Annotated in this window: 14 protein-coding genes; 12 read left to right on the plus strand and 2 right to left on the minus strand. The window is 72.7% G+C overall.

Features of this window, described 5'->3' with window-relative positions; all coding sequences use genetic code 11:
- Positions 1-36 precede the first annotated feature (36 nt).
- A complete protein-coding gene (locus ABGB21_RS11350) occupies positions 37-1,326 on the plus strand; it encodes a histidine kinase (RefSeq protein ID WP_347677631.1) in 1,290 nt (429 codons plus the stop codon).
- Between the two features lie 72 nt (positions 1,327-1,398).
- Positions 1,399-2,037: a response regulator transcription factor gene (locus tag ABGB21_RS11355; protein WP_347658344.1), complete on the plus strand. Its 639-nt coding sequence runs from the start codon at positions 1,399-1,401 to the stop codon at positions 2,035-2,037.
- A gap of 37 nt (positions 2,038-2,074) precedes the next feature.
- On the opposite strand, the gene ABGB21_RS11360 is transcribed toward ABGB21_RS11355, so the two are convergent.
- Positions 2,075-2,734 (minus strand): phosphatase PAP2 family protein, encoded by a 660-nt coding sequence (locus tag ABGB21_RS11360; protein WP_347658345.1) that lies wholly within the window; start codon positions 2,732-2,734, stop codon positions 2,075-2,077.
- Between the two features lie 61 nt (positions 2,735-2,795).
- Between ABGB21_RS11360 and ABGB21_RS11365 the strand changes: the two genes are divergently transcribed.
- From ABGB21_RS11365 to ABGB21_RS11405, 9 genes are all read left to right on the plus strand, one after another.
- Complete coding sequence (locus tag ABGB21_RS11365) at positions 2,796-4,016, plus strand: helix-turn-helix domain-containing protein (RefSeq protein WP_347658346.1); 1,221 nt, start codon at positions 2,796-2,798, stop codon at positions 4,014-4,016.
- 134 nt (positions 4,017-4,150) lie between these two features.
- Entirely contained in the window at positions 4,151-5,326 is a 1,176-nt protein-coding gene (locus tag ABGB21_RS11370; protein WP_347658347.1) for an acyltransferase domain-containing protein, read from the plus strand.
- A gap of 40 nt (positions 5,327-5,366) precedes the next feature.
- Positions 5,367-6,305: a beta-ketoacyl-ACP synthase III gene (locus ABGB21_RS11375; protein ID WP_347658348.1), complete on the plus strand. Its 939-nt coding sequence runs from the start codon at positions 5,367-5,369 to the stop codon at positions 6,303-6,305.
- Between the two features lie 88 nt (positions 6,306-6,393).
- Positions 6,394-6,633: an acyl carrier protein gene (locus ABGB21_RS11380; RefSeq protein WP_331217180.1), complete on the plus strand. Its 240-nt coding sequence runs from the start codon at positions 6,394-6,396 to the stop codon at positions 6,631-6,633.
- 2 nt (positions 6,634-6,635) lie between these two features.
- Positions 6,636-7,862, plus strand: a complete 1,227-nt coding sequence (fabF, locus tag ABGB21_RS11385) for a beta-ketoacyl-ACP synthase II (RefSeq protein ID WP_347658349.1) — start codon at positions 6,636-6,638, stop codon at positions 7,860-7,862.
- Positions 7,863-7,992: 130 nt separating this feature from the next.
- The gene (locus tag ABGB21_RS11390; protein WP_347658350.1) at positions 7,993-8,730 is read left to right on the plus strand and encodes a class I SAM-dependent methyltransferase; all 738 of its coding nucleotides are present in this window, start codon (positions 7,993-7,995) and stop codon (positions 8,728-8,730) included.
- A gap of 30 nt (positions 8,731-8,760) precedes the next feature.
- Complete coding sequence (locus ABGB21_RS11395; RefSeq protein ID WP_347677633.1) at positions 8,761-9,393, plus strand: class I SAM-dependent methyltransferase; 633 nt, start codon at positions 8,761-8,763, stop codon at positions 9,391-9,393.
- Between the two features lie 108 nt (positions 9,394-9,501).
- Positions 9,502-10,773 carry an FAD-binding protein gene (locus ABGB21_RS11400; protein ID WP_347677635.1) on the plus strand — a complete coding sequence of 424 codons (1,272 nt, stop codon included), beginning with the start codon at positions 9,502-9,504 and terminating at the stop codon, positions 10,771-10,773.
- A 187-nt stretch (positions 10,774-10,960) separates the two neighbouring features.
- The gene (locus ABGB21_RS11405) at positions 10,961-11,380 is read left to right on the plus strand and encodes a hypothetical protein (protein ID WP_347677637.1); all 420 of its coding nucleotides are present in this window, start codon (positions 10,961-10,963) and stop codon (positions 11,378-11,380) included.
- Between the two features lie 86 nt (positions 11,381-11,466).
- On the opposite strand, the gene ABGB21_RS11410 is transcribed toward ABGB21_RS11405, so the two are convergent.
- Positions 11,467-11,712 carry an SRPBCC domain-containing protein gene (locus ABGB21_RS11410; protein ID WP_347677639.1) on the minus strand — a complete coding sequence of 82 codons (246 nt, stop codon included), beginning with the start codon at positions 11,710-11,712 and terminating at the stop codon, positions 11,467-11,469.
- A gap of 48 nt (positions 11,713-11,760) precedes the next feature.
- Here ABGB21_RS11410 and ABGB21_RS11415 point away from each other — a divergent pair, with 48 nt between their 5' ends.
- Complete coding sequence (locus ABGB21_RS11415; RefSeq protein WP_347677641.1) at positions 11,761-12,324, plus strand: dihydrofolate reductase family protein; 564 nt, start codon at positions 11,761-11,763, stop codon at positions 12,322-12,324.
- Positions 12,325-12,383: the final 59 nt, after the last annotated feature.

A 12,383-nucleotide genomic window follows, 5' to 3' on the forward strand; every position in this document is an offset into this window, starting at 1 on the left:
GAGGGGACGGCCCGGACGATGTGATGGGATCGGAACGTGGCGGCCTGGCGGAACCTGGAACGCGGGACGATGTCCCGGGACATCGTACTGGCGTCCGCCTCGTACCTGGGCGGACTACTCCTGCTGGCGGTGTACCACCCACTCAACGAGGGGATCCTCGACCCGCCGGCCGGGGTATCCCTCGCCCTGCTCACGACGACCTCCGTGGCGGTCGCACTGCGCCGGGTGGCGACCCGGACCGGTCTGACCCTCGGCACCGTCGCCTTCCTCATCGACCTGGCCTGCGGCTCGTCCCTGGCCACCACCCTCGTCTACACCCAGGTGCTCTTCGACGCCTGCGTGTACGGCCCACCCCGGATGTGGCGCTGGCTGCTCTGGATCAACATCGCCCTCACCGGGCTGGCCGCGGCGCTCGGCATGATCTTCCTCGGCCCGTGGTCCTGGCACGGCCTCGCCCTGGCCGTGCCGGTGGCGCTGATCGGGGTACTGCCGGTGGTCAGCGGGATCGGTGTGCGGCAGTACCGCGACCAGGCCGCCGCCGAGCGGGCCCGGGCCGAGCAGACCGCCCGGCTGGCCGAGCTCGACCGCCGCCAGGCGGTGGCCGCGGAGCGCAGTCGGATGGCCCGGGAACTGCACGACGTCGTCGCGAACCACCTGAGCGCGGTCGCCATCCACGCCACCGCCGTGCTCTCCGTCAGCAGCCTGGACCGGGCCCAGGTGGAACAGGCGCTGCGGGTGATCCGGGAGAACAGTGTGCAGGGGCTCGCCGAGATGCGGCAGATGATCGGCCTGCTCCGCGAGCCGGCCGAGAGTGCCGAAACGGGGGCTGACCGGGACGTACCGGCGCCGCTGGCCGTGGACGGGCCGGTCCGGCCCCGGCTCGCCGAGGTGGACCGGCTGGTCGACCAGGCCCGGGGTGCCGGCCTGCCGCTGCGGTTCGAGACGCTCGGCGAACCCGAGCCGCTGCCGGTCGGGGTGGACCTGGCCGCGTACCGGATCGTCCAGGAGGCGCTGACCAACGCGCTCAAGCACGGTACGGGGCCGGCAACCCTGACCGTCGCCCACCGGCCCGGGTCGGTCCGGCTCACCATCGAGAACCGGCTGGCCCGCGGGGCCACCGGCGCTCCGGGTGCCGACCGGACACCGGCCGGGACGGGGCTGCCGGGCGCCGGAGCCGGCCTGATCGGGATGCGGGAACGGGTCGCCCTGTTGCACGGCCGGTTCACCGCCGGCCCCTGCGACCACGGCTGGCGGGTGAGCGCCGAACTGCCGGTAGCCGAGCGGACCCACCGAACCCACCCGTACCCGTCGAGCGCACCGGCGTGACCGGCGAGCCGGACCAGCACGGAGGACCCCATCAGCGCCAGTGACAACCGGGCCGCCCCACCCGTCCGGGTGGTGGTCGCCGACGACCAGGAGGCGGTACGGGCCGGTCTCGTCCTGATCCTCGCCGGTGCGCCGGGACTGACGGTGGTCGGGCAGGCCGCCGACGGTGAGGAGGCGGTCGCGCTCTGCCGTCGGCTGCGGCCGGACGTCGCCGTGCTCGACGTCCGGATGCCCCGGCTGGACGGCGTCTCCGCGACCCGGGAGATCGTCACCGAGGGACTCGCCGACGTCCTGGTACTGACCACCTTCGACCTCGACGAGTACGTCTTCGGCGCGCTACGGGCCGGAGCGGCCGGTTTCCTGCTCAAGGACACCGACGCCGAGGGACTGGTCGAGGCGGTGCGTACGGTGGCCCGGGGTGAGGGTTTCATCGCCCCGGCGGTCACCCGTCGCCTGATCACGGCCTTCGCGGCCACCGCACCGGTCGTCCCGGCGGCCGGCCGGGCGGCGGTCGCCGAACTCACCCCCCGGGAACGGGACGTGCTGGCCTGCCTCGGGCTCGGTCTCTCCAACCAGCAGATCGCCGACCGGCTGGTGATGGCGGAGAGCACCACCAAGACCCACGTCAGCCGGATCCTCGGCAAACTCGGTCTGCGGAGCCGGGTGCAGGCAGCCATCCTCGCCCAGGAACTGCACCTGCCCGAGCCGTGACCGGAGACGTACCGGTCGGCCCGGTCGCCACCGGCGGTCAGGCTGCGGGACGGGCCGCCACCCGGCGATCCGCGTCGGCGGCCGGCCGGGCCGCGACCAGCCGGGCGACCAGCGGCACGACGGCGAGGGCCAACAGCCAGCCGCCGAGCACGTCGGTCGGCCAGTGCACCACCAGCGCCACCCGGGTCAGCCCGACCAGGACCCCGAAGACCACGGCCAGCCCGACGGTCAGCGCCCGGCCCGCCGGGCCCAGCCCCGACCAGAGCAGGAGTACGACGACCAGCGCGGCCGCCGCCGCGTTGCTGGTGTGCCCGCTCGGGAAGCCGTTGCTGGTCACCACCACGAAGCCGTCGACCGGCCGGGGATGGTACACCAGCCAGTGCATCAGCGCCCAGAGCACCGGCACCAGCACGGTCACCGCCACACAGAACGCCGCCGGCCGGCGGTCGCCCCGGACCGCCAGAGCCAGCCCGGTCACCAGGCCGGCGGCCACGAACGGCACGGTGGCGGCGACGTCGGTCGCCACCCGGAACACGGCGACGAGGTCGGGCCGGCGCTCGCCGTACTCCCGGAAAACGTCGCTGACCGCGAGGTCGACGCGGTCCAACGGCGCCCAGCCGGCGACGGTGAGGGCCAGCAGGAGCAGGAACCCGGCGGCGGCGGACAGCGGTACGACCAGGGATGGACGGGCGACCATCGGAGCATGATGCCACGCACCGGGTGGTGGCCGCCGGGTTCCGACGTGGCAGGCTGGGTCGGTGGGCAACGAGGCGGGGGACGGCGAGCTGGCGGCGACGCTGCGCCAGATCGAGCGGGCGGCGGGCGCCCTCGCCACGGCGAGCGTGGCCCGGATGGACGAGACACTGCCGTGGTTCCGTGAGCTTCCCGCCGAGCAGCGGTCCTGGGTCATGCTGGTCGCCCAGGCCGGGGTGCGGTCGCTTGTCGAGTGGCTGCGGTCCCGGCCGGCCAGTACGGACGCCGGTGCGCCGGACAGTCCGCAGGAGGTCTCCGACGAGGTCTTCGCCGCGGCGCCCCGGGCCCTGGCCCGGTCGATCAGCCTGCAGCAGACGGTGGCGCTGATCAAGGTCACCATCGACGTCGTGGAGCAGCAGGTCCCGCACCTGGCCGCGCCGGGCGAGGAGCGGCTGCTGCACGAGGCGGTGCTGAAGTTCTCCCGGGAGATCGCGTTCGCCGCGGCCCGGGTCTACGCCCGGGCCGCCGAGTCACGCGGGTCCTGGGACGCCCGGCTGCAGGCGCTGCTGGTCGACGCGCTGCTCCGGGGCGACTCACCGGACGTGCTGGCCAGTCGGGCGGCGGCGCTGGGCTGGTCGGACGCGCCGCCGGTGGCGGTGGCGGTCGGCCGCTCACCGGGTGGGGAGGTGACCGCGGTGCTGCACACGATCTACCGGGTCACCCGGCGGCTCGGGCTGGAGATGATCGGCGGGGTGCACGGCGACCGGCTCGTCGTGGTACTCGGCGGGGTCGGTGACCCGCTGGCCGCCACCGAGAAACTGCTCGCCGGCTTCGGTCCCGGTCCGGTGGTGGTGGGGCCGGCGGTGCCGAGCCTGGACGCGGCGACCGACTCGGCGCGGGCCGCGCTGGCCGGTTTCCGGGCCGCGCCCGCCTGGCCGGCGGCGCCCCGGCCGGTGGCCGCCGCCGACCTGCTGCCGGAACGGACGCTGGCCGGGGACCCCGAGGCGCGCCGGATGCTCCGGCAGGAGGCGTACGCGGCCCTGGTCCGGGCCGGCGGGGAACTCCTGGAGACGCTGGACGCGTTCTTCGCCGCCAACGGGGTGCTGGAGAGCGCGGCCCGTACACTCTTCGTGCACCCGAACACCGTCCGGTACCGGCTGCGCCGGGTGGCGGACGTGACGGGTTTCTCACCGCTGACCGCCCGGGACGCGTTCGCGCTGCGGATGGCGTTGACGATCGGACGCCTCGACCCGTCCGCGCCGGTGGGTCCCACGCACGGACATTAGGTGCCGTTCAGGACAGACATCCCGGGAAGTCCATGACCACCATGGATTTTTGTAGGTAACTCACAAAGCTGGTAGTGCGGATTGGTACATCACGGCAAGCACGTCCGAGCGGATGATCCAGCAGAGTCGTAACCGTGCTCGCCGTACTCTCCCCCGGCCAGGGTTCCCAGAAGCCGGGCTTCCTGACCCCGTGGCTCGACCTGCCCGGCGCCGAGGCGCGCCTGCGCTGGTTCTCCGCGCTCGCCGGCGTCGACCTCGTCCGGCTCGGCACCGAGGGCGACGCCGACGAGATCCGGGACACCGCCCGGACCCAGCCGCTGCTGGTCGCCGCCGCGCTGCTCGCCGCCGAACAGCTTCCGGCGTACGACGTGACGGTCACCGCCGGACACAGCGTCGGTGAACTCGCCGCGGCCGCCCTGGCCGGCGTACTGACCCCGGAGAGCGCGGTCACCCTGGCCGGCGTACGCGGCCGGGAGATGGCCGCCGCCTGCGCCCTCGAACCGACCGGCATGTCCGCCGTGCTCGGCGGCGACCAGGCCGAGGTGCTGGCCGCCATCGAGGCACACGGACTGCACCCGGCCAACTTCAACGGCGCCGGCCAGATCGTCGTCGCCGGGGCGGTCGAGCGGATGGCCACGTTCGCCGCCGAACCGCCGAAGGGCAGCCGGGTCATCACCCTGCAGGTCGCCGGCGCCTTCCACACCCCGTACATGACCCCGGCCGAGCAGGCCCTGGCCACGGTCGCCGCCGGGATCACCCCGACCGACCCGGCCCGGATCCTGCTCTCCAACGCCGACGGCGTCGCCGTCGCCCACGGACGGGAGATGGTGCAGCGCCTGGTCCGCCAGGTCACCGCTCCGGTCCGCTGGGACCTGTGCGTCCGTACCCTGGCCGACCTCGGGGTCACCGCCGTCATCGAGCTTCCGCCGGCGGGCACCCTCGCCGGGCTGATCAAGCGGGAGCTCAAGGGCAGCGGCGCCGTACCGGAGATCGTCACCCTGAACACCCCGGACGACCTCGCCGCCGCCCGCGACCTGATCGCCCGGCACGGCGCCCCGGCCAGTTCCGGACCGACCGCCCGCTTCCGGGTCGTGGTCGCCGATGATCCCGGCACCTTCACCCCGGCCGACGACCTGACCGAGGGCAACACGGTCAACTCCGGGCAGGTCATCGGCCACGTCAGCACCCGGCAGGGCACGGTCGAGGTCACCGCGCACGCCGCCGGGGTGCTCACCGAATGGCTCGCCCACCACAACGACCCGGTCGCCCCGGGCCAGCCCCTCGCCCGCATCGGAGGACAGCTCTCATGACCGGTCAGTGCGACACCAGGAACCGCCGGACGGTGAGCCGGTGAGCCGGATTCTCGCCCTCGGGCACTACCAGCCGTCCCGGGTGCTCACCAACGACGACCTCGCCCAGATGGTGGAGACCAACGACACCTGGATCCGGGAGCGGGTCGGCATCGTCACCCGGCGGATCGCCGACACCGAGACCGTCTCCGACATGGCCGCCGCCGCGGCCGACAAGGCGCTGGCCAACTCCGGCCTGAGCCCCGCCGACATCGACCTCGTCGTCGTCGCCACCTGCAGCTCGGTGGACCGCAGCCCGAACGTGGCCTGCCGGGTCGCCGCCAAGCTCGGGATCAACGCCCCGGGCGCGTACGACATCAACACCGCCTGCTCCGGCTTCTCGTACGCGCTCGGCACCGTCGACCACGCCCTGCAGGCCGGCGCGGCCCGCAACGCCATCGTGATCGGCGCCGAGAAGCTCTCCGACTTCACCGACTGGACCGACCGGTCGACGTGCATCCTCTTCGGCGACGCGGCCGGGGCCGCGGTGGTCACCGCCACCGGCCCGGACGAGCCGAGCGGGATCGGCCCGGTGCTCTGGGGCTCCGTCCCGGAACGCAGCGACGCGGTCCGGATCGAGGGCTGGCGCCCGTACATCCAGCAGGAGGGGCAGTCGGTCTTCCGGTGGGCCACCACCGCCCTGGCCCCGCTCGCCCTGCAGGCCTGCGAACGGGCCGGTGTGGCGCCGGAGGAGATCGCCGCCTTCGTACCGCACCAGGCCAACCTCCGGATCATCGAGGGGATCGCCAAACGGCTCGGCATGCCGAACGCGGTGATCGCCAAGGACATCGTCGAATCCGGCAACACCTCGGCGGCGAGCGTGCCGCTGGCCCTGTCCAAGCTGGTCGAGCGGCGGGAGGTGCCGTCCGGCGCCCCGGTGCTGCTCTTCGGCTTCGGCGGCGGCCTCACCTACGCCGGACAGGTCGTCCGCTGCCCCTGACCCCCCGGCCGTGGCGGCACCCCGTCCGGCCGGCCCCGGCGGACAGGTCCGCCGTCGCACCATCCATCCAGGAGAGGAAAGAACCACAATGACCCGTGACGAGATCACCGCAGGCCTCGCCGAGATCCTCGAAGAGGTCGCCGGCGTGAGCCCGGACGACGTCGCCGAGGAGAAGTCGTTCACCGACGACCTCGACGTCGACTCGCTCTCCATGGTGGAGGTCGTCGTCGCCGCCGAGGAGAAGTTCGGCGTGAAGATCCCGGACAACGACGTGCAGAACCTGAAGACCGTCGGTGACGCGGTCTCCTACATCGAGGCCCAGTCCTGATCATGAGTCGTCCCGACGTCGTCGTCACCGGGCTCGGCGCGACGACCCCGCTCGGCGGGGACGTCGCGTCGACCTGGGAAGCCATGTTGGCCGGCCGCTCCGGGGTGGGTCCGCTCACCCAGGAGTGGGCGGCGCAACTTCCCGTCCGGATCGCCGCCGAACTCGCGGTCGAGCCGTCCGAGAAACTCGACCGGGTCAAGCTGCGCCGGTTGGACCGCTCGGAGGCGATCGCCCTGGTCGCCGCCCACGAGGCGTGGGCGGACTCCGGGCTGGCCGCCGCACCGCCCGACCCGGAGCGGCTCGGCGTCAGCTTCGGCTCCGGAATCGGCGGGGCGCAGACCCTGCTCGCCCAGGACGACATCCTGGAGGCGTCCGGCCCACGGCGGGTCTCCCCGCACACGGTGCCGATGCTGATGCCGAACGGGCCGGCCGCCTGGGTCGGGCTGGAGCTGGGTGCCCAGGCCGGGGTGCACTCGATGGCCAGCGCCTGCGCCACCGGGGCCGAGGCGATCGCACTCGGTCTCGACATGATCCGTTCCGGCCGGGCCGACGTGGTGCTGGCCGGCGGCACCGAGGCCGTCGTACACCCGCTGCCGATCGCCGGGTTCGCCTCGATGCGGGCCATGTCGACCCGCAACGACGACCCGGAACGGGCCTCCCGACCGTGGGACAAGGGCCGCGACGGGTTCGTTCTCGGCGAGGGAGCCGGGGCGGTCGTGCTGGAACGGGCCGACCACGCCGCCGCGCGCGGCGCCCGGGTCTACGCCCGACTGGCCGGCGCCGCACTCACCTCCGACGGCTACGACATCGTGCAGCCGCACCCGGAGGGCCGGGGCGTCATCCGGGCGATCAACATGGCGATCGCCGACGCGGGCATCGCCCGCTCGGACATCGTCCACGTCAACGCCCACGCCACCTCGACCCCGGTCGGGGACATGGCGGAGATCGTCGCCCTGCGGACCGCGCTCGGCGACCACCCGGTGGTGACCGCCACCAAGTCGATGACCGGTCACCTGCTCGGTGCCGCCGGGGCTCTGGAGTCCATCGCCACCATCCTGGCCATCCGGGACGGCGTGGTGCCGCCGACGATCAACCTCGACGACCCCGACGACGCCCTCGACCTCGACGTGGCCGCCCACAAGGCGCGTCAGATGGACGTGCCGGCCGCGTTGAACAACGGCTTCGGATTCGGTGGTCACAACGCGGTGCTCGTCTTCGCCCGGGCCTGACCCCCGCCGAGCGGCGCTGCCGCACCGCACCACCCCTGTAACGATGCGATGTGGAAAGGGGCCCTTCCGGTACGGAAACGACCGGCAGGGCCCCTTCCCCACAGTCTGGCGGACCCGCGAGGAGTGACGCGTGGAAGCGACCGAGATCCGCAAGCTCGCGGCGCTCGAGGACACCCACTGGTGGTACCGCGAACGTCGGGCGCTGCTGGCCCGGGCGCTGCGTCGACTCGCCGCCGAGGGTCGGCACCCCGGCCCGGCCCTCGACATCGGCGCGGCCGGCGGCGGCAACACCCGGGTGCTCCGGGCCCACGGCTGGCAGCCCGTCGCCCTCGAGTACAGCGCGGACGGGGCCGCCATCGCCCTGGAACGTGGACTGCCGGTGATCCGGGCCGACGCCCGGCACCTGCCGCTCCCCTCGGCCAGCCTCGACCTGGTGGTGGCGTTCGACATCCTCGAACACTTCGACGAGGACCAGCTGGCGGCGGCGGAGATCCGGCGTACGCTCGCCCCGGGCGGGACCGCGCTGATCGCCGTACCCTGCGACATGCGACTCTGGTCGGCGCACGACGTCGCGGTCGGGCACGTCCGCCGGTACGACCGCGCCGGCCTGACCGCGCTGGTCGAGAAGGCCGGTCTGGTGGTCGACGAGCTGTGGAGTTGGAACGTCCTGCTGCGGCCGGTGGCCGCCTGGCGGCGGCGCCGTTCCACCGGCAGTGACCTGGACGATCTGCCCGGTCTGGTGAACCTCGGGCTCCGGGCGGTGATCACCGCCGAGCGTTACCTGCCGGTCCGGGCGCTGCCCGGGGTGTCGCTGATGCTGCGGGCGCACCGCCCGGCGGAGGACGGGACCGGACCGGTACGGTCTTAGCTCTGGATCACACCCGATCGGGAGGGTCAGATGCTGGCAGCGGCCAAGAACCTGCTCGGCCACGTTTCGCTCTACGTCGCGGTGCAGCGCGGTCTGGGCGCCGACCGGCTGCGCTACCGCTGTCTGGACGAACTGGGTCTCGCCGACGGCGACACGGTGATCGACGTCGGCTGCGGTCCGGCGTACTACTTCGAACGGCTGCCGAAGGTCCGCTACTACGGCTTCGACACCTCGCCGCGCTACATCGAGTACGCCCAGCGGCGCTGGGGCGGCGACCGGGCGGAGTTCCGCTGCGAGGTCTTCGGCGAGGAGCATTTGGCGCAGATCCCGCCGGCGAACGCGGTGCTGCTCCTGGGCCTGCTGCACCACCTGTCCGACGAGGACTCCCGGCACCTGCTCCGGGTGGCCGGTCGGGCGCTGGCCCCCGGCGGTCGGGTGATCGCCGTCGACACCTGTTTCGAGCCCCGGCAGGGTCGGGTCTCCCGGTGGATGTCGGAGAACGACCGGGGTGAGCACGTCCGGGAGCCGGAGGGTTTTGTCGCGCTCGCCCGGGAGTCGTTCGCGGACGTCGACGGTGAGATCATCGACGACGCCACCCGCATCCCGTCGAGTTTCTGGCTGATGCGGATGCGCGACCCGGTGCTGACCAACCAGCCGGGCTGACCCCCGGCACCGGTCCACCGGCCCGGTCGATCCCGACCCGCCGGCCCGGCAGCCGGGCCCGGGCTGACCCGCCCGGAACCACCATCCCTCCGCAGGACAAGGGTGCACATGACCGGACAACCGACCAACTGGGCCGGCAACATCACCTTTGCGGCGGCCCGGCTGCACCGCCCGGCGTCCGTGGCCGAGCTCCAGGCCGTGGTCGCGGCGAGCGACCGGGTACGCCCGCTCGGCACCGGACACTCCTTCAACCGGATCGCCGACACCAGCGGAGACCTGGTCTCGGTCGCCGGCCTGCCGTCGACGGTCGAGATCGACCACGGACGGTCCCAGGTCACCGTGGCGGCCGGGCTGCGCTACGGCGAGTTCGTCGCCCGGCTGCACGAGGCCGGTTTCGCGCTGCACAACCTCGGCTCGCTGCCGCACATCTCGGTCGCCGGCGCGGTCGCCACCGCCACCCACGGTTCCGGGCTGACCAACGGCAACCTCGCCACCGCCGTCGCCGCCCTGGAGCTGGTCACCGCCGACGGCGAGCTGCGGACGCTGACCCGCGACGACGACGACTTCCCCGGCGCGGTGGTCGGGCTCGGCGCGCTCGGTGTGGTCACCCGGCTCACCCTGGACCTCGTCCCGACCTTCGAGGTCTCCCAGTACGTCCACGACAACCTGCCCTGGCACCGGATCGCCTCCGACCAGGAGGAACTACTCGGCGCCGGCTACAGCGTCAGTCTCTTCACCGACTGGACCGGCCCGCGGGTGAACCAGGTCTGGGTGAAGCGCCGGACCGACGTCGGCGGGGAGCCCCCGCAGCCACGCTGGCTCGACGCGACCCTGGCCGACGGGCCCCGGCACCCCGTTCCGGGGATGTCGGCGGTGCACTGCACGGAACAGCTGGGTGTGCCCGGCCCCTGGCACGCCCGGCTGCCGCACTTCCGGTTGGAGTTCACCCCGAGCAGCGGCGAGGAGCTGCAGTCGGAGTACTTCGTCGACCGGCGGCACCTGGTCGAGGCGCTGGCCGCGCTGGAGGAGATCGGCGACCGGATCGCCGCCGTACTGCAGATCTCGGAGATCCGTACGGTCGCCGCCGACGAACTGTGGCTGAGTCCGGCGTACCGGCGGGACAGTGTGGCGCTGCACTTCACCTGGATCGCCGACACCGGTGCCGTACTGCCGGTGCTGGACGCGATCGAGCAGCGGCTGGCGCCGTACGACGCCCGCCCGCACTGGGGCAAGCTGTTCGGCGTACCGCCGGAGGTGCTGCGCGAACGTTACGACCGGTACGCCGACTTCGTCGCGCTGGCCCGTCGGTACGACCCGACCGGCAAGCTCCGCAACGACCTGCTGGACACCTACTTCCCCGACCCTCGGGAACTCCGTTAGCTGCACGGTCGCTGGCGCGCCGGGCGGCAGGTCCGGATAACGGTTGGCGGTCCGGCGGCCCGGTGCGGCAGGGTGAACCGTGATCACCATTCAACGAGTGCGTGTGCGGTGGAGTGCGGCAGCACGTGGGGCGCCGGAGGCGAACGCCCGGCGGGGTCTGGGTAGCCCGGTGACGCTCCCGCCGTCGATGCCAACCGCTGAGGTGGTCATTCATGAGGTACTCGCAGCTGAGGCGGCCCGGTACGTGCGTCATGCCGACGTAGTCGGTGGCGGTCTTGATCGAGCCCGTGACCTCGGCCTCTGGCTGTCCCTGGAGGGCGGGGCGTTGGTCGTCGACCGGTTGCCGGGCGGGGCCGCCTACCCGCGGCAGAGCGGCCCCGCCCGTCTCTTCTCGCTCAAGCCCGGGGAGATCGGCCGGTACCGGGCGAACTTCCGGTTCACCGTCACCACCTGCGCCTGCGATCCGAGCTGGTACTACGAGGACTGGCTGGTACTCGTCGCGAATGGCGAGATGCGGGCCGACGGGTTCGTCTCATGCGAGCCCGACCATGATGTCGACCATCGAGTCCACCTTTACGGCGGGTCGAGAGGGCGGGGCCGACGGTAACCGCGTCGCCGACGTACCTCCCTGGCGGGTGCCATCGAAACGCGGGGTCACGTCCGCGCCGATCGTATCCCCGTCTCGTGACGGGGTTACCGTTCGACGTAGGCGGCGAGGTTTGCCAGCGAGGACGCGAGCCCAGCCGCGTGATCTTCCGCGGAGATGCCAACGGGGACGTCGTCGGCCCGGAAGTCCACGCGCGTCCTGTCCTCGGTTGCGGTCACCGTCCAGGTCATCGTCATGGTGCCCGCATAGTCGGGATCGTCGGCGACGAAGTTGACGGCCACCTCGCCCTCACGGCTGCCGGTCGGCGCCTGGGGTGACAAGCTGAACCCCACGCTGGTGAATGTCCCGGACGTTGCAGGTGATCACCGAGAGGTAGCGGCATGGCAAAGCTGATCTACGTGACCAACGTGTCGCTTGACGGCTACATCGAGGACGAACGCGGCGTCTTCGCCTGGTTCCCACCCGACGACGAGGTATTCGCGTTCACCACCGACCTTCTGCGCTCGGTGGGCACGCTCCTCTACGGGCGGCGCCTGTACGAGTCGATGGCCGTCTGGGAGACCGACGCCGCGCTGGCCGCGCGGTCCGAGCTCATGGCCGACTTCGCGAGCGTGTGGCAGGCGGCGGACAAAGTCGTCTACTCCACGAGCCTTGCCACGGTGTCGACCGCCGACACCCGACTCGAACGCCGTTTCGACCCCACCGCGGTACGCGAACTGAAGGCCGCAGCCAGCAGCGATCTCACCGTAGGAGGTGCGAACCTCGCGACGCAGGCCTTCCAGGCCGGGCTGGTCGACGAGTGCCAGCTGTTCGTCTGGCCGGTGGTCGTCGGCGGAGGCAAGCCAGGGCTGCCGAACGGCATGCGCGCCGACCTTGAGCTCCTCGATGAGCGCCGGTTCCGCAACGGTGTCGTACACCTCCGCTACCGCCCTGTCGGGCAGTGAACAGCGGCCCTGTCCGACCGCCGGCGATGGTGCCTGACAGGCGGGGCGCCGGGATGCCG

Source organism: Plantactinospora sp. B24E8, assembly GCF_039871735.1.
Taxonomy (GTDB): Bacteria; Actinomycetota; Actinomycetes; order Mycobacteriales; family Micromonosporaceae; genus Plantactinospora.